Below are 24,656 nucleotides of genomic sequence, written 5' to 3'. Positions count from 1 at the left end.
TCGATAACGACGGCCCATAAGAAGTTCAAGAGGATATCGTGGCAAAGAAGAAGACGAAGAACCAGCCAAAGAAAAAGCAGGTCAACGCCGAGAACGTCATCGGCCTGCACTCCGAGGTCACCGATCAGCCGATCACGCAGACGCTCGAGGTCAACTACATGCCCTACGCCATGAGCGTCAACGTCTCGCGTGCATTCCCCGAGATCGACGGCTTTAAGCCCTCGCACCGCAAGCTGCTCTACACCATGTACAAGATGGGTCTGCTCAAGGGTGAGCGCCAGAAGAGCGCCAACATCGTGGGCCAGACCATGAAGCTCAACCCGCACGGCGATGCCGCAATCTACGAGACGATGGTGCGCCTGGCAACCGGCAACGAGGCACTGCTCGCCCCCTTCGTGGAGTCGAAGGGCAACTTTGGCAAGTATTATTCGGGCGACCTGAGCTACGCCGCCTCGCGTTACACCGAGGCCAAGCTCTCCCCCATCAGCGCCGAGATCTTCAAGGACATCGATAAGGACCCGGTCGACTTCGTCGACAGCTACGACGGCGCCATGAAGGAGCCGCGCCTGTTGCCCACTACGTTCCCCAACATCCTCGTCTCGGCCAATAAGGGCATCGGCGTCGCCATGGCGTCCGACATCTGCGGTTTCAACCTCAACGAGGTCTGTACCGCCACGATGCACTACCTCAAGGACCCCGACTGCGATCTGCTCGAGTACATGCCCATGCCCGACTTCTCGACCGGCGGCGAGATCATCTACCGCCGCGAGGAGATTGAGAAGATCGTCGAGACCGGCCTGGGCAGCTTCCAGATTCGCTCCCGCTGGCGCTGGATTCCCGAAGAGCGCATCATCGAGGTCTACGAGATCCCCTACACCACCAAGACCGATGTCATCATCGAGCGCATCGTCAAGCTCTCCAAGGAGGGCAAGGTCAAGGAGATCGCAGACATCCGCGATGAAACCGACCTTTCGGGTCTGCGTATCGCCATCGACCTTAAGCGCGGTGTCGACCCCGACAAGCTCATGGCCAAGCTCTATCGCTCGACCACGCTGCAGGATTCGTTCTCGTGCAACTTCAACGTGCTCGTCGACGGCTATCCCCGTGTTATGGGCGTGCGCCAGATTCTGCACGAGTGGGTCAAGTGGCGTATTGAGTCCACGCGTCGCCGCATTAACTTTGACCTGGGCAAAAAGTCCGAGCGCCTGCACCTGCTGCACGGCCTTGAGGCAATTCTGCTCGACATCGACAAGGCCATCGCCATCATCCGCGGCACCAAGCTCGAAGCCGAGGTCGTGCCCAACCTTATGCGCGGCTTCGATATCGACGAGACCCAGGCCGAGTTTGTTGCCGAGCTTAAGCTCCGCAACATCAACGAGGAGTACATCCTCAACCGCACCAAGGACATCGCCAAGCTCGAGGGTGAGATCGCCGAACTCGAGGAGATCCTCTCGAGCGAGGACAACATCAAGAAGGTCATCAGCGACGAGCTGGCCGCGGTCAACAAGAAGTACGTGATGCCGCGCCGCACGGGCAGGATCGAGCCCCATGAGGTTATCGAGGTAAGCTTGGAGCCCGAAGTCGAGGAGTACCCGGTCACCATCATGCTCTCGCACGATGGCTACCTTAAGAAGATGACGGACCGCGTGCTCAAGAAGGCGACCACGCTCAAGTACAAGGACGGCGACAAACCCTTTATCGAGTTCCCGTCCGCCAATACGCACGAACTGCTGGTCTTTACCAGCAAGAGCCAGGTATACAAGTGCAAGGTCGCGGCGTTTGAGGATACCAAGTCGGCCCAGCTGGGCTCGTACCTGCCGACCGATCTTGAGATGGAACCCGATGAGAGCGTGATCTGGGTTATCGACCCTGAGGACTACAAGGCCGACGTTCTCTTTGTCTTTGAGAACGGCCGCGTGGTGCGCGTCGCGCTTGCCGGATACGTCACCAAGACCAACCGCAAGCGCCTTAAGAACGCCATCTACGGCGGCAGCAAGCTGCTGTATGCGCAGGTGCTCAAGGAGGACCGTGACCTCGCGCTGGTCTCGAGCGACTACCGTCTGATGAACTTCAACACGTCGTTGCTCAAGACCAAGACGACCACCAACACGCAGGGCGTCCAGGCCTTTACGGCCAAGAAGGGCCGCTCGGTCACCACCGTCGGCACGACCGAGGAGATTCTTGGCGCCGGCGTCTCGGCCGAGAAGTTCACCGCGCAGAGCCTGCCCTCCGCCGGCGCCCTCATGAAGGAAAATGACATGCCGAGTTTGTTTGACTAAAACAACGGCGACTAAACCGTCATGGTTGTACAAAGCAGCGGGGCCCGGAGCGCAGTAAACGCTGCGCCCTGGGCTCCATGCATTACACCAGCATCATCCCTATAGACAAAATGCCGCATAAAGTGGAACAGACATAAGCCCATCATTCATTCCAAAGGGCTTAGTCGATAGCCTGATAAGGCGTACGCCCGGATGGGTCTTTTTAAGTGAGGACAGGCTTCGAGATCTTGTGTTCTCTACCGCCTTGACTTCAATCGCAGACAAGCATCCCTGCTTCTCTACTACAAAGTCGATTTCCGCACGATTATCTCGCGCCCAATAATGCAGCGGATAGCCCATGGCTGAAAGCTGTTGGGCGACGTAGTTTTCGGTAAGTGCACCCATGAATGTGCCGCCGATGCCGGCAAGAATATCGGCGCGTTGAGCACCGGCCTTGGAGACGAGCAGCCCTGTATCCGCCTGATAGATTTTAAAAGCAGAAGGGTTAACGAAGGCCTCTAAAGGGCTTTCGATCTGCCCGACTAGGGTGCAGCGCGCCACCGTACCCGACAATACAAGCCAGTCGAGAGCATCTCCAAAGAGAGACGCATTGCCCCCCGCTCGCACTACCTTGTATTGAAATTTGCGATTCTCTTTGGCAAGCTGCTGTGGAATGGAATCGAAGCACGCACGCGTCTTTGCGCTCAAGCGTTCATCAGCATATTTATTGGTGTCGGCGGAATATCCGTCGAGAATAATCCGATGCTTTTCGGCCACATCAATGATTGACTGATCATCGATATACGTTTGGACCGCCTCGGGCATTCCGCCAACAACAAGATACTGTCGATAGAGCCTAAGCGCCTTTTCATGAAGGCTTGGCGCAAGAGGACCCATTAACTCGAATGACGAGCGTATCTCGTCGACCAGCTGATCGTGCCCCATTGCCCAGAGAAACTCCTCGAAATCGAGTGGAGTCATTTCGATCAAGTCGGTCTTTCCGACGGGGAACGAATACGACTGATGGTTAATGGCAACCCCAAGAAGCGACCCAGCAGCCGCAACGTAATACTCGGGAGCATCTTCGCAAAAGTATTTAAGGGAAGTGAGCGCTTCCTCGCATGCCTGGATCTCGTCAATGAACAGTAAGGTTTTGCCAGGCACGATACGCTGTCCCGTACGAGCCTCGATCGCGCGCACAATCGAATGAGGGTCAAGACCGCCCGAAAAATCCGCTCGCGCCGACCGGTCGTTCTCAAGATTAACGTAGACAACCGATTCGAAAAGATCCTGGGCGTACGTTCTGAGCAAATAGGTCTTGCCACACTGGCGCACGCCTTTGACCAGCAAAGGTTTTCTATCAGCTCTGTCTCGCCATTCCCTAAGGAGCTCGTCTGCCTTGCGACGCATACGCAACCTTCCCTCATGAACTTCTGTTTGACAATATTTTAACGCTGATTAATTTGTTTTCAGTTATTTTTCTGCGTTTAAAAATTGTTCTATACGGCGCTTGAGGGAATGCGCCCCTATCTCTTGGTAAGGATAGCAAGCATTTCCACCAACGCTGATTGCCATGCGTTCTTCTTGTCCTTAGGCCAGCTTGCGAGCGAGCTCTCGCACCTCTTCCAGCTTGGACGAAGAGGCCATGCTGTCGCGCTCGGTCATACCGCTGATGGTGACAATGCCCTGGTCCTCCCACTTGCAGTACGCGCAGGTTGACTTGTACATAGCGATCGCCGCATCATAGACACCCTCGCTGTGGCTATCGAGCAAAAGGGCCGTCTTGGTGAACGGGAAACCCGTGGCACCGAAGGCGTACAGGCGGTCGATGGCGGCTTTCTCCTGCGCGGTGATATCGAACCAGTAGATGGGCGAAGCGAAGACAACCATGTCGGCGTCTATCAGTGACTCGATCACGTCGGCCATGTCGTCCTTCTGCACACAGGTGCCCTCATGGGCAAAGCAGTACTGGCATCCCAAGCAGCCGGCGATCTTCTTGCTGGCAACGCGGACGACCTCAACCGCATTACCGCCCTCACGCGCGGTCTCGGCAAACACCTCGACCATGGTATCGGTATTGGCGCCCTTACGCGGGCTGCCGCTCAATACAACGATATTCATAGGATTCCCTCTCCCTCATGCTGCAGGCGCGCAGCATGCTTTCTTGTAACCAAAACGAATGGTGTTAATCAATCGCCAGCAGGCCATATCTCTTGTTCAAGTTCCCTAAAGAAGCTCAAGACGATTGCGATTGCCTTATACAACGTCGAAAATCAAAGAGGGCCCATAGCAACGCCACCTACCTGAAATGACATGCGGTCAAGACGAGCTACGAGGATCGTGACGAGCCGATACCGCCCGCATGCCCCCTTCGGAATAGGCGCTGAGCAGCTCCTGAGCGTGGGCAAACTCGGGCCCTCGCCTCCAACCGAGCAGGCGGTTGACCGCGAGATTTCCCTGGACGTTGTGGACAAAGAGCAGATAGGCGTCCTCGCGCGAAAGCCCAGTCTCCTCCATGATCGAGGGAACCATCTGCTCGGCGCCGCGCTCGACGACGCGCTGTGCCACCCGGGCGTACGCGTCGTCATCCGAGTAGAGCAGATAATAGTCATCGTTTGCCGGCGGACGCTGGCAGAGGGCGCCCGCCTCCGTTCCCTCGAGCGGCGGCACCGCCGCCAATGCCTCATCGATAAGCGCGTCGAGCAGCGCGTACTTGTCCTCGTAACGCAGATAGAACGTTCCCCGGTTGATCTCGGCGCGGCGGCAGATGTCCGCCACCGTCATCTTCGCGAAGCCGACCTCGGCCAGCAGCGCGAAGAACGCCTCCCGTATGACCGAGAGTGTATAGCGTCGGCGACGATCGATCTTCCCCGCTTCCATTACCCCTCCAATTGCAACGCTCGACAATGCCCGGCAAACGCTCGTTTATCGACAACAGGCCGAAGCTGTTCATTGCTCTTAAGCAAATCGACATGGATACTTTTTATAGACACCTGTTTATAATAGCTGAAAGAAGGTATCCAGTGACCCTGTACGAGCAGCTCGTTATCGAGCTCACCAACCGATCGTTTTCCCTTCATGCCGCCTACCGCAGCGGCGGCACGCCCTATGAGCTGAGTGACCGCGAGCCCGAGCCCTACGACCAGCAAATCAGGGACTTCGCCCGCATGATCGAGGAAGCCGATTGCGTGCTGGTGGGCGGGGCCTCTGGGCTCTCCGCGGCGGGCGGCGGCGACTTCTATTACGAGGACAACGCAACCTATCGCAAGCATTTCGGCAAATTCGCCGAGCGTTACGGTTTCAAGGGCGCTTTCGAGGGGTCGTTCTACCGCTGGCCCACCGCCGAGGCGCGCTGGGGATACCTCGCCACCTTCCTCGACACCACGCTCAACGCCCCGCTGCGCAAGCCCTACAAGGACCTCGACGCCATTCTCGCCGAGAAGGATTTCTTCGTGCTCACCACCAACCAGGACACGCAGTTTGTGAAGCTCTATCCCTGGGAGAAAGTGGCAGAGATCCAAGGCGACCACCGCTTCTTTCAGTGCTCCCGCTGTTGCACCGACGCGGTGTGGGATGCGGTCGAGCCGGTCTCCAACATGGTAGAGGCCATGGGAGACGGCCTTGAGGTTCCGACAGAGCTCGTGCCGCGCTGCCCGCACTGCGGGGCAGAGGCGTTCCCCTGGGTTCGCGGCTACGGCAACTTCCTGCAGGGCGAACTCTACGAGGAGCAGTACCGCAAGGTGTCCGAATGGCTCGACGCGCACGCACGGCAGAGGATCCTCTTCCTCGAGCTGGGTGTGGGCCGCATGACGCCCGCGTTTATCCAGGAGCCGTTCTGGGCCCTCACGGCGCAGTTACCGCAGGCCAGCTACATCGCCGTAAACAACAAGACGCAGTTTCTCCCCCGCGCGATCGAGGATCGGGGGCTCGCCGTTCGCGCCGACATCGCCGACGTGCTTGCCGACGTGCGCAAGACGCTGAGGAGGTAGCGCATGGAGACGGCGAAAGCAGTTCGCATAGGCAGGGCGCTAGCCGAAGCGGATCTTGTCATCATCGGCGCTAGCAACGGACTGGACATAGCAGAGGGGCTCAACCTTTTCTGCGCCGATGCTCATTTCCAAGAGGCGTACGGGGGCCTCGCCCAGGCAGACGGCATCGGCTGCATACTGCAGGGGCTCGCTTCCCCGGATGCCAGCGTGCGACGCCGATGGGCCGAGCGGTTCCATCAAAAGGAGTATCTCGAATATGAGCCCGGCTCGCTCATGAACGGGCTGCGGCGTCTTACGGAGCACGCCGACACCTTCGTGGTCACATGCAACATCGACGGGCACTTCGCGCGCGCCGGGTTCGACGAGGAGCGCGTGCTCGAGACTGAGGGGAGCACGCGCACGTCGGTTGACGAGCGGCGCCTCGCCCATCCAGACACCCTCGCCATGACCCAGCTCGACGAGCTCGCGCGTCTTGTGCAAGCCCATCGCAACGGCAGGGTCGCCATCCTCGAACTTGGCGTGGGACTGCACAACGGCGTCATAAAGCGCATGCTCGCCCAGATCGCGAACGCCTGCGAGCACGCCACCTACATCGTGTTCAACTACGGCCAGGCCATGGCGCCCGACGCTTCGTGCGAGACGATTCTCGTTGACGGCGATATGGCCCCGGCTTTCGAGGAGATCGCCCGATGCCACCCCTAGAAAGAGAAGCGCGTAGGCTTCGAAGCCTTATCGACGATGCCGACGCCATCATCGTCGGCATCGGCTCGGGCATGTCGAGCGCCGCCGGGTTCAACCATTACAACCGCGCGGGCATGGCGCGCGCAGGAATGGCGGACTGGCAGCAAGCCTTTGGCTTCAAGAGCCTTTTCGACGGCTTCTACCACCTCTACCCCAGCCTCGAGCAGCAATGGGCATACTATGCGCGATACATCGACTTCATGCTGCGCGAGCCGACCTCGCAGCCCTATCTCGACCTACGGTCCCTCATCGGCCATAAGGACTACTTCATCCTGAGCACCAATGTGGACACCCAAGTCGAGAAGACGTTTCCCACCGAGAGGATCTGCAACTATCAGGGAAGCTTCGCGCACCTTCAATGCAAGCAGCCATGCTGCGACGAGCTCTTCGAGGCGAGCCCCTACGTCGAGCGCATGCTCGCGGGCATGGCGGGGTTCGAGATCCGCAGCGAGGATGTCCCCCGATGCCCGCACTGCGGCTGGCAGCTTGTGCCGTGGGTGCGCGACGACACGTTTCTGCAGGGTGCGGCATGGCGCGAGAGCCTCGGACGATACGAGCGCTTCGTGCGCGAGCGCAGCGATCGCCGCGTGCTGTTGCTGGAGCTCGGCGTGGGCGAGATGACCCCCGGCATCATCACGCTCCCGTTCTGGAGCATGACCGCGAAGCTGCCGGATGCGCACCTGCTGAGCGTAAACATCTCGGGCGGCTCGGCTCCGCTGCAGCTTGGAAGCAAGGCAGGGGCGATCCAGGCCGATTTGGGCGCCCTGCTCTCGGTGGCGCGGGCAGGTGGCGAGTAACGCGGAGCGGTAGACGCGCAATGAGGTTTTAGCCGCAGCCTCCGAACGAGAGGGCTCGGAGGCTGGTATTCCTGAATCGCAGGTCACGATGGGTTATCGGAATCGCGAAGAGCGGATACCGCCAGTAAGCCCCCTTCGGAATAGGCGTTGAGCAGCTCCTGGGCATGGGCGAACTCGGGGCCTCGTCTCCAGCCGAGCAGGCGGTTGACGGCCAGATTGCCCTGGACGTTGTGGACGAAGAGCAGGAAAGCGTCTTCGCGTGAAAGCCCTGTTTTCTCCATGACCCAGGGAACCATCTGCTCCGCTCCGCGTTCTATGACGCGCTGGGCTACGCGAGCGTATGCGTCGCTGTCCGAATAAAGCAGGCGATAATCGTCGTCTGCCGGCGGACGCTGGCAAAGCGTTGCCGATTCAACCCCCTCAAGCGGGGGAGCCGCTGCCAATGCCTCGTCGATAAGCGCATCGAGCAGCGCGTACTTATCCTCGTAATGCAGATAGAACGTTCCCCGGTTGATCTCGGCGCGGCGGCAGATGTCCGCCACCGTCATCTTCGCGAAGCCGACCTCGGCCAGCAGCGCGAAGAACGCCTCCTGTATGACCGAGAGGGTGTAGCGCCGCCGGCGGTCGATCTTGGTTTCTCCCATCGCCTCTCCAATCTGAGTCGTTTGACAATGTCCAGTAGCTGTTCGTTTATCGACAGGTGCACGCGTTTGTTCATTGCCCCTGCGAAAATCAACAAGGATACTGTTTATAGACACCTGTTTTTTATAGCTGAAAGGGAGCACGGATGACCCTGTGCGAGAAGCTCGGCATCGGGCTTGTCAGCCGATCGTTTTCCCATCGGGCCGTCTATCGAAACGGCGGCACGTCATACGATTTGAGCGATTGCGAGCCTGCTGCTTGCAAGCAAGATATCGAGGTTTTTGCCCGCAAGGTGGGGGAGGCTGATTGCGTGTTTACGGGAGAGGCAGGTAGGCAGGCGTTATGAGCATCTGCATCAAAAATCAGATTCAGAATATGAATATCGTCATCGGCTGCACGGTGGGGTGTCCATATTGCTATGCCCGTAACAATGTGAAACGTTGGCATATGATTGACGACTTCGCTGATCCTGCGTTCTTCCCGAGCAAGCTCAAGATGATGGAAAAGAAACGCCCGCAGAACTTTCTCCTTACCGGCATGAGCGATCTCTCCGGGTGGAAGCTGGAATGGCGAGACGAGGTATTTGCAAAGATCCATGAGAATCCACAGCATCAGTTCTTGTTCCTGACCAAGAGACCCGATTTGCTGGATTTAGATACCGACCTGGAAAACGCATGGTTCGGCGTTACGGTGACGAGGAAAGCGGAGCTGTGGCGTATCGACGCCCTTCGGAAAAACGTCAAAGCAAATCACTTCTTCGTTACTTTTGAGCCGCTATTCGACGATCCCGGTACGGTCGACCTTTCCGGAATCAACTGGATCGTCGTCGGTACCATGACCGGGGCGCAGAGCAGGAAGGTTCATACGGAACCGGAGTGGGCATGGTCTTTGACGGACCAGGCTCACGCGCTTGGCATTCCAATGTTTATGAAGGAAGACCTCGTCTCTGTCATAGGGGACGAAAACATGATTCAGGAATTGCCGGAAGAATTCGAAAGAGTGCTGGAGGTGCAGAGAACATGGCGGAAGTGATTGATGGAATCCTCATCAATGAGGTGGAAGCAAAGAACATCATGACCAAGTCCAGCCTGCCGGTAGGCGGCTACTCGGTCAATCCCTATGTGGGCTGCACGCATGCCTGCAAGTATTGCTATGCCTCCTTTATGAAGCGCTTTACCGGACACAAGGAGGAATGGGGCACCTTTCTTGATGTGAAGCATTGGCCGGAAATCAAGAATCCGAAGAAATACGCTGGACAGCGGGTGGTTATCGGTTCTGTGACGGATGGCTACAATCCACAGGAGGAGCGATTCGGGAATACCAGGAAACTCCTGGAGCAGCTGATTGGCAGCGATGCAGATATTCTGATCTGCACAAAGTCCGATCTTGTGGTACGGGATATCGATCTGCTGAAGAGGCTTGGACGAGTGACCGTTTCATGGTCGATCAACACGCTGGATGAGAACTTCAAGAACGATATGGACTCCGCGTCGAGCATCGAGCGTCGTATCGCTGCTATGAAGCAGGTGTATGACGAAGGTATCCGTACGGTCTGCTTCGTGTCCCCGGTATTTCCCGGCATCACGGATTTTGAGATGATTTTTGAGCAAGTAAAAGATCGGTGCGATTTGTTTTGGCTCGAAAATCTCAATCTTCGGGGTGGTTTCAAAAAAGCGATCCTGGATTATATCGCCGAGAAACATCCCAATCTCGTACCGCTTTACGATGAGATCTATAACAAGCGCAACCGTAGCTATTTTGAAGCGCTTGAAGTAAAAGCCGAAGAAATGGCCAAGAAGTACGATTGCCCCTTTGTGGACAACGAAATGCCTTATGGCAGAGTCCCCCAGGGGCATCCGGTGATCGTGGACTACTTCTATCACGAGGAAGTCCGAGGGTCAGATAATAGCGGAAAAAGAAATCGTTAAACGGAAACCGACGACGATTCGCTCGAGCGATTAGCGTCCACGCGTGGCTTCTGCCGATTGGCGCAACGGGCGACGGATTAAGGGATCGCTCGGGCGGATGATCCCGCTGCAGTACAGGCGGTCGCTCAATTTAGCGGCATGAGCGTTTTCGCACGGAAAACCAGTATCTTGTACCGTGGGTGCGCGACGACACGTTTCTGCAGGGTGCGGCATGGCGCGAGGGCCTCGGACGATACGAGCGCTTCGTGCACGAGCGTGGAGCTGGCCGCGTGCTGCTGCTGGAGCTCGGCGTGGGCGAGATGACCCCCGGCATCATCACGCCCCCGTTCTGGAGCATGACCGCGAAGCTGCCGGATGCGCACCTGCTGAGCGTAAACATCTCGGGCGACTCGGCCCCGCTGCAGCTTGGAAGCAAGGCGGAGGCGATCCAGGCCGATTTGGGCGCACTGCTCTCGGCGGCGCGGACGGCGAAGGTATTTAAGCCTCCTTGTTAGTCGCTTTGAGATATTCCTCGTCGTTCACAGGCTCCAACCACTCGCTGGAGGTCTCCTCGCCCGGAACCTCCAGCGCGAGATGGGAGAACCAGCCGTCGGGCACGGCCCCGTGCCAATGCTTCACCCCCGGGGCGATGTTGACCACATCGCCCCGGGCGTAGCTCCTGTGCCGGCTTTCCCCATTCCTGGTAAAACCCTCGACCACTCACAACATGCCGGCAGCGAGGTCAATGCGAATTCACGCGTGCTACAATGCGGGCACCAGAGATGAAAACACAGTCCCCGTCGGGTAGTCGTGGGCGTGCGGGAGTCCGCATCAGTAACCTGCCTCCTTGGTTGTCCCTTCTCTGCATGGTCATCTACATAAAGGAGGAACCAACCATGCAGATCAGCGTGTCATCCACCCTGACCGTATATCATGACGGCCAATTCTGGGTCGGGCTGGCGGAGCATGTCGAGGACGGCAGATACGGCGCCGCCCGCATCGTCTTCGGCGCGGAACCGTCCGATGAGGAAATCCTGCAATTCGTTACAAGCAAATGGGCGAAGCTCGCGTTCTTCGGTGACGAGGCCACGGAAACAAGCAAGCCCGCGAAGAATCCCAAGCGACGCGCTCGCGAGGCAGCGAAAGCCCTTAAGCGGCCCGCGGTGAGCACCAAGGCACAACAGGCGCTCGCAGCACAGCGGGAAGCGATGAAGCGGGAGTCGGCTCAAGCAAGAAGCCAGCGTCGCGCGGATGAGGCGGAGGCGCGCTTCGAGCAGCGAAAGCTGAAGCGCAAGCAGAAGCATCGCGGGCATTGATCGCCATGTGCAGCAAGGCAAACCATATACAGCAGTGGGGCCAGTTCCACTTGAAGCCGACGCCGCGTAGACGCTAATGGTGACGGCTATGCACGGGCACGGGCGAGCCACTGCACTTCACAGCTTGTTTCTCAAGTTTCTCAAGTATTTGGGACGCACACGCGGCGTTCAAAAATGCGGAGCGACTCCACATGGCTCGAGACTGAGCCGAAGTGCCCTACTTCTCGCCCTCCAGCAGGCCCACGATGCGGTCGATGTCGACGGCGAAGCGGGGCCTTCCCTCGCGCTCGTAGCGGTCGAGGTACGCCTGACACTCGGAGACAATGCGCTTGATGTTGCCGTCGATGATGCGCTGGAGCGTCTCGTAGTAGGCCGAGCCCTCGGTCCTGAAGCGGCGCTGGTAGGACTTGGTTATGGGGAACATCTTGATGTAGTGGATGCCGTGGCGACAGCCGGGGCTCGTCGTGGGGCGGGGTGGCAACGCAAAGTACTGGTCTTTGGGCACGTTGGGGGCGATGTTGGAATGCAGCGGCACGGCGAAGTCCCTGCGCTTCCCGCGGAAACGCAGCCTCACCACCACGATGCAGGGGAGATTGTGCTTAAGCATGAGCTCGCGGTCGCCCTCGACGAGGTCAAAGAAGTCCTGGGAGATGGATACGACCTTCACCGGTTGCGCCTCTTCATACGAAGTGGGGCCCGCATCGCTGCGGGCCCCTACAGGTGGGCGATATTCTACGCCTTGCGGCACCCCGTCGCCCACGGAGGTTAAACGTACACGTAAGCCGTACTCTGAAAGCCGCGGCTTCCGGCAAGTAGTTTATGCCACGAAAGGTCGCTTTCAACGCGCATAGCTCGCAAAATAACACTCGCTGGGCCGTCACCCCTGGCAGTTGCCCTCCAATCTTCATTGGAGTCAGCAGGTCAATTCATATAGTTATGGGGGGGGTATCCTAAAGGAAATCAAATTTATACCCCCATAACTAAGGAATTTTCTATTCCCACTCAATGACTAGGGCCCTGGTGTAATTGGCTGGATCACCGTTCCGGGAACCGGTATCGACCTACCTGTCCGCCGAGCTCTTTCTTCAGCTCCAGCCTAGTATCTGATTCGCGCCGTTATAAGCGAAAACCGAAGAGATGCGTCTTAGCCAAGAAAAGAAGGTTAGCCTCATCTTACTGCATGATTCGTGTGTTATAGTTAGATGGCTCTAACTGTTTGGGGGCGATGGCCATGCACGAACGCAAGGACTTCTGGGACAGGAATGCTGGTCGGTACGACCGTTTCATGCGAAACGACCGGGCGGCGTATGAGAAGATGTATGGGCTGATCCGGCCGGTGGTGAAAGCAAAGACCGTGCTGGAGGTTGCCACCGGCACGGGGCTCATCGCAAAGAGCGTCGTGGATGCGGCGGCGCGCATCGAGGCTACGGACGCCTCTGCAAAGATGATCCTTGAAGCAAAGCGGGACAATCAATCCGCAAAGCTGCACTTTTCCGTACAAGATATGTTCCGCCTGCCCTATGCACAGAAGTCCTTCGAAGTGGTGATCGTGTCCAACGCACTTCACATAGTGCCGCATCCGGAAAAGGCCCTGCAAGAAATCAGGCGGGTGCTGAAGGACGACGGCGTGCTCATCGCGCCAACCTTCACCCACGCGGGGAACTCGGTTTCCGGCAAGGCAAAAGCCTTTTTCATGAGTATGGCGGGATTCCCCCTCCACAGCGGGTGGACAAGCGAGGAATACCTGCGTTTCCTGCGTCAAAACGGCTGGGCGGTGCGGAAAAGCGCGGTGCTGAAGGCCTCGTTCCCGTTGACCTATGCGGAATGCACGAAATCGGAGGGGCCAGATGTCGTTCTTTGAAAACACCCGCAAGCCCGTGGGCCTCGGCGGAAAACTTATGGTTGCCATGATGAACCTGGGCCACAGCCCTGTGGCGCGGTGGGGACTTCGATTTCTACGACTTGCGCCAAATGCCAAGGTGCTGGATTGCGGCTGCGGCGGCGGGGCGAATATAAAACGGCTGCTGAAAAAATGCCCGCATGGCGTCGTCAAGGGCGTCGACTATTCGCCCGTCAGCGTGGAGAAGACTAGAAAGCTCAACCGAATTGCAATTCAGGAGGGGCGTTGCGCCGTTCTGCAAGGCAGTGTGGCGGATATGGTGTTTGAGGATAGCTACTTCGATGCCGCCACGGCCTTTGAGACCGTCTATTTTTGGCCTGATTTGCCCCGATGCCTCCGTGAGGTCTGGCGGACGCTGAAGCCAGGCGGGACAATTCTCATCTGCAACGAGAGCAATGGCGATACGGACAAGGACGAGAGGTGGACGCAGATCATCGGCGGCATGACCATCTACAAGGACATTGAATTAAAGGCGTATCTGGAGCAGGCGGGTTTTCACGAGGTGCAGATACGCAAAAAGAAAAAGTGGCTCTGCATCACGGCGCGGAAGTAAGGGCATCAAGCACGGGCATTTTTGCATCCATCCTGCACATGAGTTAGGCATGCCGGTCATAGCGGCTGTGCTGGCGGCAATTATGACAGTTTTTATTCACTGAGGAAGAAACCTATGAAATGTAAAATTGAGAAAAACACCGTGCAGGAGACGCTGATCCTCCCGCTGTATTCCCGGAAGCTGTGTACGGAGTTGTACCCGAACCTTTACAAGGATGAAACAGCGGTTCGTCTGCTCGGCCAGATCGACTACGACTTTTCAGAGGCAGAGAAAAACTCCCGCAGCCTGATGCAGCGCTTTGGTGCGCTGGAGGTGGCCATGCGGCAGGGTGATCTTGCTTTCGAGGTGCGGGATTACCTGAAAGACCACCCCAATGCGGCGGTGGTCAATCTGGGCTGCGGGCTGGACAACACCGGCAGAACCTGCGACAACGGTAGATGCAAGATCTACAATCTGGACTTCCCGGATGTGATTGCCTTGCGGCAGCAGCTGCTGCCCGCCGGGGATCGAGAACAAAATATCCCCTGCGACCTGAAAGACACCGCATGGTTTGGCAAAATCGATGCCTCCGGCGGGGCGGTGTTCTTTGCCTCCGGAGTGTTCTATTACTTTCTGACCCAGCAGGTCCGGGAACTGGTGCGGGGGATGGCGGACGCTTTCCCCGGCGGTGTGCTGGTCTTTGATGCTGCCAATCGGACGGCAGTAAAGATGATCGCAAAAACATGGCTTAAGACTGCAAAAATCAAGGATGTGGGGGCATATTTTGCGGTTTCGGATGCCGCCAAGGAAATCGGCACGTGGAACAGCCGTCTGCAGGTCACAAGTCGCGGCTATATGCTGGGTTACAACGATTTGAGAGACCCTTCTGTCAGCGGCTTTTTCCGGTTTCTCGCAAGGGTCGGTGACAACGGGATGAAAATGCAAATCGTGAAAATTAGATTTTAAAAGGCAAAAATGAAGCCCATTCACTTTGACGTTGAAGAAGACGGCTTTTACGGCACATATTGGGCGTGCAAGGACACACATACAGCAGCGGACACGAATTCGATTGAAACCGTGCCCGCTATCTTATAGTATATTTTTTTATCGAACGTCTGTTCTATTCCCACTCGATGGCAGCAGTTCTGATGTCCCGTCATTCCAGTTGCATCCAGTTTTCGGTGCCGTCTCGAATCGAGTGCCGCCAGGTAACGCCATGTCGCGCTTCGTCGGCTTCGGGGACAAAAGTCGGGACAACTTCAAATACTTTTTTCGAACTCAGGGCTTTGAGTTTTTATTTTTGTCCCAAAGTGCGCGGCGGGTCGCCTTTGGAGGCTCGATGGCGCCGAAAACGCCCGTTTTGAAACTCAACCGCCCTTTTGCCTGCAAGCCGCCAGCTGCAATCGCAAGTGAATTAACGCGGGTGGCTTGCGCGCCATTTGCAAAACCCCAGGTCGCAGGTCTTCGCCATTCGTGAACAAAGTGAGTAGTCTCAGGTGGCTTGCTTATGAGTTGGCGAACGGGCCTTCAGGATTCAGGGCAAACATGCTGGTAGAATAGGATTCTCAAATCAATGACAGGAGACCGAGCATGGCCGAACCCCACGATAGGAAGCCGATCCTCACGATCGAGCAGCAGATAGAGCACCTCAAGCAGAAGGGCGTAGCCTTCGAGCTGTGTTCCGAGGAAGAGGCCGCGGACTACCTGCGTGACAAGTGCAACTTCTTCAAGCTCGCATCCTACCGCAAACTCTTCTCGAAATACGAGGGAGGCCCGCGCGACGGCCGCTACGTAGACCTCGACTTCGGCCAGCTGCGCCTGCTCGCGGCGCTCGACCAGGAGCTGCGCCACGCCCTGCTCGGCATGACGCTCGACATCGAGCATTTCCAGAAGGTGACACTGCTTCGCGAGATGGAGGGCCGCGGAGAGGACGGCTACGCCATCGTGGCCGACTACATGGCATCGCTTACCACTGCAAACAGGGAGTACCGCCTGCGCGAGCTCAAGATGAGCGGCCGCAGCCCCTACAGCTCGAGCCTCTACGCGAAGTACTCCGGCGACATGCCCGCCTGGGCCTTCCTTGAGCTCACCTCGTTCGGCACCCTCATCGACTTCGTGCGCTTCTGCGCCAGGCGATGGGGCGACAGGCGCCTCGAGGCCTCCCACTACGACCTCAAGCGCGTGAAGTCCGTCCGCAACTGCGCCGCGCACGGCTCGTGCCTGATCAACTGCTTCGCCGAGAGGGGCGCCGCCCGGGGCTCGGCGTCCAGCGGCGTCTCCCGAAGGGTCGCCGCCGTGGGAATTCCCAAGGCGACCAGGAGGAAGTGGATGGGGAACACGGCCATGCAGGAGGTCGCGACCGTGCTCGTGGCGCACTCCGGCTTGGTACCCGAGGGCTCCTCGCGCTCGCGCGCCGCATCCGAGCTCGCCGAGATGTTCGCCAGGGCCGACGGCGAAACCGAGGCGCTGCCCGACAAGGGGCCCGACGCCGCAGCTCGCTCCGCGCTCGAGTTCCTTCGCAGGTTGACAGAATCGCTCGGGTTGGTAGAATAGCCTGCAGATAGCAAAACCTTCACGGTTTTAGGGGCGGACTTGCGCAAGCGACTCTGCCCTATTTTTATATTCACTCGCTATAGGAGACGGGTGATACCGGGGTCAATTAACGCTTCGAGCTCCCTTGAATTTTCAGGCAGTACATGATATAAGGTAATTGGTTTTCCGTTAGGAAGGCTTCCAAGTGCCGGGGACGTTTTCCCCGGCTTTTTTCTTATCCAGGAGAACAATGCGAGAACTCAGCATCTTCGTCGACGAGTCGGGAAGCGACGGCCTCTCCGACCGCCACTACCTGCTTACCGTCGTCATGCACGACCAATCCGAGAGCATCGCGGATTCGATCGCGGCATATGAGGGCGCCCTTCGCGCCAAGGGGCTCCCGGACATACCCTTCCATGCGTCGCCGCTCATGAACGGCAAGGACCAGTACTCCGGACTCGATCTGAGAACGCGCAAGATGCTGCTCGGCTCGTTCCGAGTCTTCTTCCGCCACATGCCCGTGAAGTACCATACCTTCGCATACGCGACCAAACAGTTCGCCTCGCTCGACAAGCTCGCGGGGACGATGCGGAGAGACCTCGTGAACTTCCTGTTCGACAACCTCGCGGAGCTGCAATCCTTCGATATGGTCAAGGTCTACTACGACAACGGCCAGCACTCCATCGCCGAGTCCCTCCATCGCGCGGTCGAGTACGCGCTGTCGAAGGACGCCGTCGTCTACCGCTCGGCGCAGCCCTCCGAGTACCGGCTTTCGCAGGCGGCGGACTACATCTGCACCATGGAGCTCGCGGCGATCAAATACGCGGAGCATGCGGCCACCGCGACGGACGAGAAATTCTTCGGCAAATGGTCCGATTTCAAGAAGGGCATACTGAAGGAGACGCGCAAGAAGCTCGTCTAGAGAGGCGATCGGCCCTTGGCGGAGCGTTTACCGACAATGGAGTCTGTCACGCGCGGAGGGTTGCTAAGTGTCACTTAGCTGCAAAATAGGCTCCAGTTGGAAACCCTCGGGTTTGCGGGGCGGAATAGCGAAAGCGATTCTGCCCTGTTTTAGCTCGAGGAGATAACCGCCGAAGATGCCGCAGCGATCGTCGGAAGCGCGAAAAGGAAATGGCCCCAAAGGAAGAAACCCAAGAACCTGAGAAGCGCCCCCAATGGGAGCGCTTCTTAGGAGACGCCTAGCTCGCCCCGCCGTCAGATACCCCGGGCAAACCCAGCTACGGCCTCTTCGGCACGTGCGGCAGCTTGGCTCCGCAGGAAGAGCAGAACGCTGCGCCACCGGTCGCCTTGGCACCGCAATAGGGGCAGAAAGCCGCGCGCACTATGCGGTCCGTCGGCGTCCAGGTCCTAATCCCCTTGGCGATCAGGCCTGCCACGCGTTCGGCTATGCCCGAGTCGTCGCTAGAGCTCGCCACGGTGTAGTCGCTCGTAAGGTGGCCCTCGTAGTCGAAGTCGATCACGAACTTCCACGAACTGATGCCGCTGAGCGAGGCGACGGTCCCGTAAGCCTTGCGCCCGTCCACGGAAAGGACCTCGAGCCTTTTCACGGATCGACCCACAGCCTCGACGATCCCCTCGAACCCCTCCTGGGTCACATCGTCCCTGAAACACTCGCTCGCGCGGTCCCACTCGGCTTTTGCCTTGACCTTCTCGAGCTCGATCTTCCGCTTATCCTGCCTATCGCATGCGAACAATACGATGCCGAGAAAAGCGAAAGCGGGAAATAGGGTCATCAGCATGTTGGCCAGAGCTTCCATTCAGGGTCCCCCTAAACAAGCCCGGCGCCGTGGGCAAGAAGAAACAGCGCGATGTGCAGGATGACGAAGGCGGGCAGCCCCGCCGCGAAATACCACTTGGAGGTCTCATGGTGGGCGACGCGCATCCCAACGATACCGCCAAGGGCCCCTCCCGCGAGCGAGAGACCAAGCAATGTGGCTTCGGGGAACCTGCTTCCGCGGTCAATCGCCCTCTTCTTGTCCAGGCAGAAAACGGCGAACGTGATGACGTTGACGGCGAGAAGGTATGCACCGAAAGCGACGACGACGGACGCGTTGAACGAAGCGCCCGGCTCCAGATCGACGACGATGACGCCGGCCCAAACGAGCACGGCAAGCACCCACACAATCAAGAATACTATGGCACTGAACCACCAGGCGATGTTGCGCTTGTTCATGTGGTTCCCGGTGAAGAGCATAAGGGCAAGGAGCATCCCCAGGGCGCCGCCTGCTACGGCGAACAGGGTCAAGATCCTGCCGTCCATGAGGCCGGTATCCTCGTCCTGGTTGTAACGGGCTATCGCGTAGTCGATCGAGAAGAGAATGAACGTGAGGGCGTTAATGCCCGCAAGGTAGATGAATCTGAATCTGAATCTGAATCTGAATCTGAATCAGATTCATGCTGTCACATAGACTCTGCACGGGTGAGGGCCTGCGCATCGTTGTCCAATCGTGCCCAGCTTTCAAAACCAATTATTGACCAATGTTCAATTATAGTCTAGTATGACGCCTGGGAGGTGGAAGGTATGCCCAGGACGGTCAAAAGCCCGGAAGAACGCAAGCGGGAGCTGCTCGTCACGGCGATGCGTCTGTTCGCCGACGAGGGCTACGACAACGTCTCGGTAAGGGCTGTGGCGCGGGCGGCGGGCGTGGCACCGGGACTTGCTTACCACTACTTCGACTCGAAGCAGAACATGTTCGACGCCGCCATCGAGGAGTATTCGCGGCGTTGCTCCGAGGGCATCATCGCGATTCTGGACGACCGGAGCCTCTCGCTCGACGAGAAGCTCGACCGCGCAATCGAGGTGGGATCCGACCCCGACGCATTCGACTATGCCGATTACTTCCATGCCGAGGGAAATGGCGCGCTCCACGACAGGCTCTCGCTCGGCATGTGCGAGGCGGTGAAGCCTCATCTGCGGTCGGCGCTCGAGCTCGACGCGCTGCACCGGGGCATGCCGCCAAGGGACGCGGACGGACTTGCCTCCCTTATGACATACGGGTGCATCGGGCTTGTGTCAGGCCCTGATATGCCTGACGAGAATGCTGTAGAAGTCATCAAGCGCTACTTCACCGCCCTCGTCGCCGAGTTCAGGTCGGGCGAGAAAACGGATTAGAGAACCGCCCCAATTCCGGTTGGGGCTTTTCTTGACGATTAGTATTGAACATTGCTCAACGAAAGAGAGAGACATGGATAAGGAAAAGGCAGATGAGATGAAGGCGCGGTCGAGGGCGGCATTCGACGTCCAAGCTGGGACCTATGACACCGGAATGCAGGGAAACCATGCGCGGGCGCTCTACCGTATCGTGGCGGACGAAGTCGCCAGGGCGTGCCAAAATATCCCCTCGCCTCGCGTGCTCGACCTAGGATGCGGTACCGGCGCGCTTGCCGGAATCGTCCTCGACGAGATCCCAAGCTGCACCCTCGTGGGCGTCGACCTGTCCGCGAACATGGTCGAGCTGGCTACCGAGCGCTTCGGCCGGCGCGCGGAGGCAGTCGTCGGCGATGCGGAGCACCTGCCATTCCATGACAACTCTTTCGATGTAGCGTATTGCAACGACTCGTTCCACCATTATCCCGACCCGGTGCTGGCAACATTCCAAGTGTGGCGTGCGCTGCGCCCGGGCGGCACCTTCGTCGTTGGTGATGTCTGGCAGCCGTCTCCTGCGCGCGCTGTCATGAACGCGTGGATGCCGCTCTCCTCCGAAGGGGATGTGCGCATCTACTCCGAAGGCGAGATGCGGGAGATCCTCGGAAAGTGGTTCGGCAGCGTAAGCTGGCGGCGAATCGGCCTCACGTCCTGCGTGGCTATAACGCGAAAAGACTAGCCCCTTATGCCCAAGATGGAAGAGAAGGAGACCCCCTGCTCTTGGAGCAAACGGTCCCAGTCGTGCGAATCCACCGAGAACTACCTCAAGGCGATTCTGGAAATCCGCTCATCGCATAGTCGATGTCGTAATGTCGACATATCGAGACACTTGAACTTCTCGAGGGCGAGCGTGTCCAAGGCGCTCGTGAAGCTATCGAAGGCGGGCCTTGTCAAGATAGCGGAACACGTGTGCGCCTCACCGCTGAAGGGCGGAGGATTGCTGAGGAGCTGACCGAAAGGTATCAGTTTTTCGAGAAGCTGCTGCGTGAGGCTGGGGTAGACGTCGACGAAGCGTCCAGGGAGGCCTGCCGCCTTGAGCACTGCGTCTCAGCCGACTCATTCGAGAAACTCTCCTCTCACTTTAGACGGAATCGTTCTCTTGGAAAGACGGTCGAGAACGACGAAACGCCTGCAAACCCCCCGTCGCTACTCGGGAGGAGTGGTTGCGAAACCAATCCGTTTTCGTGAGTTTGCGAGAATGACGCTTCCAGGCTCTCCACCAGGGGCAACCGTCATTCTTGAGTTTCGTTTTTCCGGGTGAGTTTCGTTTGAGTTTCGTCGATTTTCGACGGCACCTGCAAGTCTCCCGCCATCATTGACTCTCGTCGGCTTGCAGGTTTTTCGGTTCGCGTCGGTTCCGTTCGGTTCCGTTCGAGTCGTTTCAGGCTTGTTCGACCCATGCCCGTTTGCCATGGGGTATCAGTCAATGATTAAGCTGCCTGCCTCTAGCATCCGGAATGAGAGCGCATCACCGACAGGACCATATTCCTTGCTACTACGTGCTAAAACCTGGAAGGCCTAACAAGGAGTAGACAATGAGCGTTACCGCTCGTCTATCCCCTTGTCGCGCAATCGGCTCTTTCAGTAGGCCATGTCCCAACGGATGGGTACCATTTACCCGGGTGCACCTGGGGCAACGGGCTGAAAAACCTGTGCAAGGTCGCTCGCAGAACACGCAACATCAAACACGACAGAAGAGGCGAACGACAGATGCCGGACCCCGGACGACAGCACCGCGGAAGACGAGCATTCCGACCACAACCGAACAATCTTCGATCCTAGGCAGGCGCCCGCATGGGCGCCTTTTTACTTTTCAGGGACTTAGCTGAGAGCCAAGAAGCGCGGCTCATGGCCGTTTCGTGAAGGCACGACCAGCTCGATCCACCTCGACCCATCTCCGCTCGCGCCGTGCCCATCAATCGACATCAGGCGGTTCAATCGTCGCGCAGACGAAAAGGCACACGGTGTCGTGCGGTGTCCCCGCGCGGTGCCGCACGGGAAGATTGGAGGAACCATGGCACGCACAGCCGAATGCGCCGCGCCCGAGGGCAACCAAGATCGCGGCGAATGGATGACGGTAATCGAGATGCAGGAGTACATGAGGGCGAGCCGAAACAAGGCGTACGACCTCATCTGGTCGGGGGAGATCGACTCGTACAGGCTCGGAAGGAAGCTCCTGGTGTCGAGGGCGTCAGTGGACGCCTACATCGAGTCGAGGAGCGGCAGGAAATGACGGCGGCGACCGCCCCGGGAGCCGCCCGCGGCCGGGCATGCGAGAAAGCCTCGAGACGAAAGGAGCTCGAGGACGACCATGACCAAGAGCATTAGCAGGAGCCAGGTGAGGCTCATCGCATCGACCAACGCGATATTCGGCGCCGACGAGGCGTGCGCGATGCTGCGCATCAGCCGCGACGCCATGTACCGGCTCGCCAAGGACCCCGACGACCCGTTCCCGATCCGCTACATCGGCGGCAAGACGCGCGACGGCATCGTGCTGCACGACGAGCTCGTCGCATGGGTCGAGCGAAACAGCGTCGTCGGCTCGCCCAGAAGGGCCTAGCGCCGATGGCGACCGCAGGCCCGAGGGGGCGCGACGGCCCCTCCCCGCGCGAGTTCACGGCGGTACGGCACTTCATGATGGCGGACCTGGGCCTCTCGGGGCTCCCCCTGCTCGTCTACGCGCGCATCTTCGGCTTCTGCGACGCCGGGTGCGACTACTTCGAGAGCAAGGGCGGCCTGGCCCGCTTCCTCAACGTGCAGGAGCGCAGCGCCCACCGCGCCATCCGCGACCTGCTCGACCGGGGCCTCATCGAGGAATGCGGCGTGCACGCCCCGGCGCGCGGGCACGCCACCAAGCGGTACCGCATCGTGCGCGAGAGGCTGCCGCCCGGAGCGCTGGCAACCCCTGACGGTTCGTCAGGGTTCCCGGCGCGAAAGGGTGACGAAATGACAGGGTTCGCCGCGAACAAGGGTGACGAACCGTCAGGGTCCGCAGCCCGAACCCCTGACGAGATGTCAGGCAAACCCCTGACGATATGCCACCCAATATCAAAAAGGGACAACAAGGACTTCAGAAGATAAGGAAGGGGCGCCCGATGGACCGAGCGGGACTCATCACCCTGGAGCAGGCCCGGGCGGCCGGGCTCTCCTTCGACGAGCCGGAGCCGAGGACGTGCCCGCACTGCGGCGCCGCCCTCGATCCGCTCGGCGCGGCGCTGGCGGGAAAGGTCGCCTGGGTCTCCGCCGCCCCCTGTCCGTGCGAGGGCGCGGCCAGCGAGCGGGAGGCCGAGGAGCGAAGGCGCGCGGCCCTCGCCGCCAAGGAGGAGGCCGCCCGCCGGGAGAAGGCGCTCTCGCGCGCGGGCATCCCCAGGCGCTACTGGGCCGCCGAGGCCGACCGCCCCGAGTTCGCCGAGTACATCGCCTCGTTCGCGGGCAACGGGGGCGCCGGGCTCTACATACACGGGGGCGTCGGCGCCGGCAAGACGCACGCCGCCTCCGCCATGGCCAGGCTGTTCGCCGAGGCCGGCTACGACGTCGCCTTCACGACGGCCAAGGGCATGCTCGAGCGCGTGAAGGCCACGTTCGACGAGGGCGGCACCGAGGCCGCCGTCGCGCGGTACGCCAAGTGCGACGTCCTCGTGCTCGACGACCTCGGCAAGGAGGACGCGACGGAATGGTCCGTCGGCACCGTGTTCAGCGTGCTCGACGCGCGCTACGAGGACATGCGCCCGACCATCGTCACGTCGAACTACGCGCCGGGCGCGCTGGCGGACAGGCTCGCAAGGCGCGGCGAGCGCGTAACGGCAGAGGCGATCGCGAGCAGGATCTCCCAGACCTGCAGGCCCGTCTACCTCGGCGGAAGGGACAGGCGCCGGCGCGGCTAGCTTGTGCGCTTCCCGTGGAGGCGCGGACGGCTCGACCCAGCTCGACCCATCGCGGGCGGCCCCAGTCGCCGCCGCAATCGAAATCGCTATACACGTCTTGGGCGGCGCCGGCGCGCCAGCACGCACGCCTGCTCCGACTCGCACCGTGCCCCCATCGCGAGGACGCCGCCCGCCAAGCAACAAACGAAAGGCGGAGGGCCCATGGACGGCTTCGAGAGGATAACCGGCCGCGAGCACGAAGAGCTCGTGGAAAAGTGCCAGGAGAACGGCTGGCTCAAGGTCGGCGGCTTCGACTGGCAGGACGACCCGTTCCTCGAGGAGTACCCCTACGAGTTCTCCCGCACGGACAGCGTCGACAGGCTCCGCGAGGCGCTCGGCTCGGGCAACTGGGCCATACGCCAGGGGTTCTGCTACCGCGACCTCGCGTTCATCCAGCAGGTGAACGGCGGCGACGAGTGGTGGACGCTCAAGCGCGACGGCGACGCGTGGACCGGCTTCGAGAGCTGGAGCTTCGGCGCCATCGCCCAGGAGCCCGAGCGGTTCGAGCGCGCCATGCGCGACATGTGCGAGGCGACGCCGGAGCAGTGCCGCAGCGGCGAGTGGGCCCATCTGCACGAGAAGGCGCCCGAGCCGCTGGCGCAGCGCGCCGCGTCCGCCCGCGAGGCGAGCCGCGCGCACGCCGGGCAGGAAGCCCGCGCCCCAATGGCGCGCGAGAGGGCCGTCGGGGCCGAATAGGGACGACCGGGGCGCGAAGGCGCCCCTTTTTCATCTCGACTGGAAGGGAGGCGCGGGATGGCGAGCGACTACGGGGACGAGGCGGGCGGCAAGCTGCTCGACTGGATGCTGAGGATCGGCCAGGAGGCCGGCGCCGAGGCCATGGCGCGCAGCGCGAGGGAGCTCTCGGAGCGCCTCGCGGGAATCCGCGGGACCATCGCCGGCGGGCGCGCCGAGGCCATCGCGGCCGAGGGCGTGCCGACCTACGCGAAGCTCAG

The 24,656-nt window shown here is 59.6% G+C and carries 31 protein-coding genes; 24 read left to right on the top strand and 7 right to left on the bottom strand.

The window, feature by feature from the left end; translation table 11 throughout:
- The first annotated feature begins 38 nt into the window (after positions 1-38).
- Positions 39-2,279 (top strand): DNA gyrase subunit A, encoded by a 2,241-nt coding sequence (locus DW180_RS06225; protein ID WP_118237995.1) that lies wholly within the window; start codon positions 39-41, stop codon positions 2,277-2,279.
- A gap of 99 nt (positions 2,280-2,378) precedes the next feature.
- Here the strand turns inward: DW180_RS06225 and DW180_RS06220 are convergent, their stop codons facing one another.
- From DW180_RS06220 to DW180_RS06210, 3 genes are all read right to left on the bottom strand, one after another.
- Positions 2,379-3,668: an ATP-binding protein gene (locus tag DW180_RS06220; protein ID WP_118237993.1), complete on the bottom strand. Its 1,290-nt coding sequence runs from the start codon at positions 3,666-3,668 to the stop codon at positions 2,379-2,381.
- A 180-nt stretch (positions 3,669-3,848) separates the two neighbouring features.
- Complete coding sequence (locus DW180_RS06215; protein WP_118237991.1) at positions 3,849-4,379, bottom strand: flavodoxin family protein; 531 nt, start codon at positions 4,377-4,379, stop codon at positions 3,849-3,851.
- A 198-nt stretch (positions 4,380-4,577) separates the two neighbouring features.
- Positions 4,578-5,138, bottom strand: a complete 561-nt coding sequence (locus tag DW180_RS06210; RefSeq protein ID WP_118237989.1) for a TetR/AcrR family transcriptional regulator — start codon at positions 5,136-5,138, stop codon at positions 4,578-4,580.
- A 143-nt stretch (positions 5,139-5,281) separates the two neighbouring features.
- On the opposite strand from DW180_RS06210, the gene DW180_RS06205 reads away from it, so the two are divergent.
- The 3 genes from DW180_RS06205 to DW180_RS06195 are packed head-to-tail and all read left to right on the top strand — an operon-like array spanning position 5,282 to position 7,785.
- Positions 5,282-6,247 (top strand): hypothetical protein, encoded by a 966-nt coding sequence (locus DW180_RS06205; protein ID WP_199569913.1) that lies wholly within the window; start codon positions 5,282-5,284, stop codon positions 6,245-6,247.
- A 3-nt stretch (positions 6,248-6,250) separates the two neighbouring features.
- A complete protein-coding gene (locus DW180_RS10500) occupies positions 6,251-6,949 on the top strand; it encodes a hypothetical protein (protein WP_118237988.1) in 699 nt (232 codons plus the stop codon).
- Positions 6,937-7,785 carry an NAD-dependent protein deacetylase, SIR2 family gene (locus DW180_RS06195; RefSeq protein WP_118237986.1) on the top strand — a complete coding sequence of 283 codons (849 nt, stop codon included), beginning with the start codon at positions 6,937-6,939 and terminating at the stop codon, positions 7,783-7,785. Before DW180_RS10500 ends, DW180_RS06195 begins: the two co-directional genes overlap by 13 nt.
- An 83-nt stretch (positions 7,786-7,868) precedes the next feature.
- Here DW180_RS06195 and DW180_RS06190 read toward each other — a convergent pair whose 3' ends face one another.
- On the bottom strand, positions 7,869-8,429 hold the full coding sequence (locus DW180_RS06190; protein WP_117636933.1) for a TetR/AcrR family transcriptional regulator: 561 nt from the start codon (positions 8,427-8,429) through the stop codon (positions 7,869-7,871).
- Between the two features lie 143 nt (positions 8,430-8,572).
- On the opposite strand from DW180_RS06190, the gene DW180_RS06185 reads away from it, so the two are divergent.
- The 5 genes from DW180_RS06185 to DW180_RS06160 all read left to right on the top strand — a co-directional run bounded on the left by DW180_RS06185 (position 8,573) and on the right by DW180_RS06160 (position 11,650).
- A complete protein-coding gene (locus DW180_RS06185; protein ID WP_117775997.1) occupies positions 8,573-8,773 on the top strand; it encodes a hypothetical protein in 201 nt (66 codons plus the stop codon).
- Complete coding sequence (locus DW180_RS06180; protein WP_055252677.1) at positions 8,770-9,459, top strand: radical SAM mobile pair protein A; 690 nt, start codon at positions 8,770-8,772, stop codon at positions 9,457-9,459. The genes DW180_RS06185 and DW180_RS06180 overlap by 4 nt, the downstream gene beginning before the upstream one ends.
- Positions 9,447-10,355, top strand: coding sequence for a radical SAM mobile pair protein B (locus DW180_RS06175; RefSeq protein ID WP_118237984.1), 909 nt, complete (start codon positions 9,447-9,449; stop codon positions 10,353-10,355). Before DW180_RS06180 ends, DW180_RS06175 begins: the two co-directional genes overlap by 13 nt.
- 245 nt (positions 10,356-10,600) lie before the next feature.
- Positions 10,601-10,849 (top strand): hypothetical protein, encoded by a 249-nt coding sequence (locus DW180_RS06170; protein WP_147357382.1) that lies wholly within the window; start codon positions 10,601-10,603, stop codon positions 10,847-10,849.
- A 381-nt stretch (positions 10,850-11,230) separates the two neighbouring features.
- Complete coding sequence (locus DW180_RS06160) at positions 11,231-11,650, top strand: YjdF family protein (RefSeq protein ID WP_118237980.1); 420 nt, start codon at positions 11,231-11,233, stop codon at positions 11,648-11,650.
- Positions 11,651-11,867: 217 nt separating this feature from the next.
- Here DW180_RS06160 and DW180_RS06155 read toward each other — a convergent pair whose 3' ends face one another.
- The gene (locus tag DW180_RS06155; RefSeq protein WP_118226672.1) at positions 11,868-12,317 is read right to left on the bottom strand and encodes a hypothetical protein; all 450 of its coding nucleotides are present in this window, start codon (positions 12,315-12,317) and stop codon (positions 11,868-11,870) included.
- 564 nt (positions 12,318-12,881) lie between these two features.
- On the opposite strand from DW180_RS06155, the gene DW180_RS06150 reads away from it, so the two are divergent.
- From DW180_RS06150 to DW180_RS06130, 5 genes are all read left to right on the top strand, one after another.
- Positions 12,882-13,511, top strand: a complete 630-nt coding sequence (locus DW180_RS06150; RefSeq protein WP_117635928.1) for a class I SAM-dependent methyltransferase — start codon at positions 12,882-12,884, stop codon at positions 13,509-13,511.
- Positions 13,498-14,103 carry a class I SAM-dependent methyltransferase gene (locus DW180_RS06145; RefSeq protein ID WP_117635924.1) on the top strand — a complete coding sequence of 202 codons (606 nt, stop codon included), beginning with the start codon at positions 13,498-13,500 and terminating at the stop codon, positions 14,101-14,103. The genes DW180_RS06150 and DW180_RS06145 overlap by 14 nt, the downstream gene beginning before the upstream one ends.
- 114 nt (positions 14,104-14,217) lie before the next feature.
- Positions 14,218-15,048 carry a class I SAM-dependent methyltransferase gene (locus DW180_RS06140; RefSeq protein ID WP_117583316.1) on the top strand — a complete coding sequence of 277 codons (831 nt, stop codon included), beginning with the start codon at positions 14,218-14,220 and terminating at the stop codon, positions 15,046-15,048.
- A gap of 624 nt (positions 15,049-15,672) precedes the next feature.
- The gene (locus DW180_RS06135) at positions 15,673-16,635 is read left to right on the top strand and encodes an Abi family protein (RefSeq protein WP_118237978.1); all 963 of its coding nucleotides are present in this window, start codon (positions 15,673-15,675) and stop codon (positions 16,633-16,635) included.
- A 229-nt stretch (positions 16,636-16,864) separates the two neighbouring features.
- Positions 16,865-17,536, top strand: a complete 672-nt coding sequence (locus tag DW180_RS06130) for a DUF3800 domain-containing protein (protein WP_118237976.1) — start codon at positions 16,865-16,867, stop codon at positions 17,534-17,536.
- Positions 17,537-17,852: 316 nt separating this feature from the next.
- Here the strand turns inward: DW180_RS06130 and DW180_RS10260 are convergent, their stop codons facing one another.
- Positions 17,853-18,392 carry a zinc ribbon domain-containing protein gene (locus DW180_RS10260; protein WP_158570950.1) on the bottom strand — a complete coding sequence of 180 codons (540 nt, stop codon included), beginning with the start codon at positions 18,390-18,392 and terminating at the stop codon, positions 17,853-17,855.
- A gap of 11 nt (positions 18,393-18,403) precedes the next feature.
- Positions 18,404-18,895: a DUF1294 domain-containing protein gene (locus tag DW180_RS06120; RefSeq protein WP_199569910.1), complete on the bottom strand. Its 492-nt coding sequence runs from the start codon at positions 18,893-18,895 to the stop codon at positions 18,404-18,406.
- Positions 18,896-19,156: 261 nt separating this feature from the next.
- On the opposite strand from DW180_RS06120, the gene DW180_RS06115 reads away from it, so the two are divergent.
- The 10 genes from DW180_RS06115 to DW180_RS10255 all read left to right on the top strand — a co-directional run.
- Positions 19,157-19,747 (top strand): TetR/AcrR family transcriptional regulator, encoded by a 591-nt coding sequence (locus tag DW180_RS06115; RefSeq protein WP_118237972.1) that lies wholly within the window; start codon positions 19,157-19,159, stop codon positions 19,745-19,747.
- A 73-nt stretch (positions 19,748-19,820) separates the two neighbouring features.
- Complete coding sequence (locus tag DW180_RS06110; RefSeq protein ID WP_118237970.1) at positions 19,821-20,459, top strand: class I SAM-dependent methyltransferase; 639 nt, start codon at positions 19,821-19,823, stop codon at positions 20,457-20,459.
- Positions 20,460-20,465: 6 nt separating this feature from the next.
- A complete protein-coding gene (locus DW180_RS10670; protein ID WP_369831525.1) occupies positions 20,466-20,732 on the top strand; it encodes a metal-dependent transcriptional regulator in 267 nt (88 codons plus the stop codon).
- Positions 20,690-20,968: an iron dependent repressor, metal binding and dimerization domain protein gene (locus DW180_RS10665; RefSeq protein WP_199569907.1), complete on the top strand. Its 279-nt coding sequence runs from the start codon at positions 20,690-20,692 to the stop codon at positions 20,966-20,968. The genes DW180_RS10670 and DW180_RS10665 overlap by 43 nt, the downstream gene beginning before the upstream one ends.
- Before the next feature lie 826 nt (positions 20,969-21,794).
- Positions 21,795-22,013, top strand: coding sequence for a helix-turn-helix domain-containing protein (locus tag DW180_RS06100; RefSeq protein ID WP_118237968.1), 219 nt, complete (start codon positions 21,795-21,797; stop codon positions 22,011-22,013).
- 78 nt (positions 22,014-22,091) lie between these two features.
- On the top strand, positions 22,092-22,340 hold the full coding sequence (locus DW180_RS06090; RefSeq protein WP_118237966.1) for an AlpA family transcriptional regulator: 249 nt from the start codon (positions 22,092-22,094) through the stop codon (positions 22,338-22,340).
- A gap of 5 nt (positions 22,341-22,345) precedes the next feature.
- Positions 22,346-22,861, top strand: a complete 516-nt coding sequence (locus tag DW180_RS06085; RefSeq protein WP_118237964.1) for a hypothetical protein — start codon at positions 22,346-22,348, stop codon at positions 22,859-22,861.
- Positions 22,862-22,875: 14 nt separating this feature from the next.
- Entirely contained in the window at positions 22,876-23,664 is a 789-nt protein-coding gene (locus DW180_RS06080; RefSeq protein ID WP_158570949.1) for an ATP-binding protein, read from the top strand.
- Positions 23,665-23,865: 201 nt separating this feature from the next.
- Complete coding sequence (locus DW180_RS06075; RefSeq protein WP_118237960.1) at positions 23,866-24,399, top strand: peptide ABC transporter substrate-binding protein; 534 nt, start codon at positions 23,866-23,868, stop codon at positions 24,397-24,399.
- Between the two features lie 57 nt (positions 24,400-24,456).
- On the top strand, positions 24,457-24,656 hold a 200-nt coding region (locus DW180_RS10255; protein WP_199569905.1), incomplete at its 3' end, for a hypothetical protein.

It is taken from the genome of Collinsella sp. AM16-21 (assembly GCF_003471905.1).
In the GTDB taxonomy this organism is placed as follows: Bacteria; Actinomycetota; Coriobacteriia; order Coriobacteriales; family Coriobacteriaceae; genus Collinsella.
Note: the sequence above shows the minus strand (reverse complement) of the source record. Positions and strands in the feature narration are given on the sequence as shown.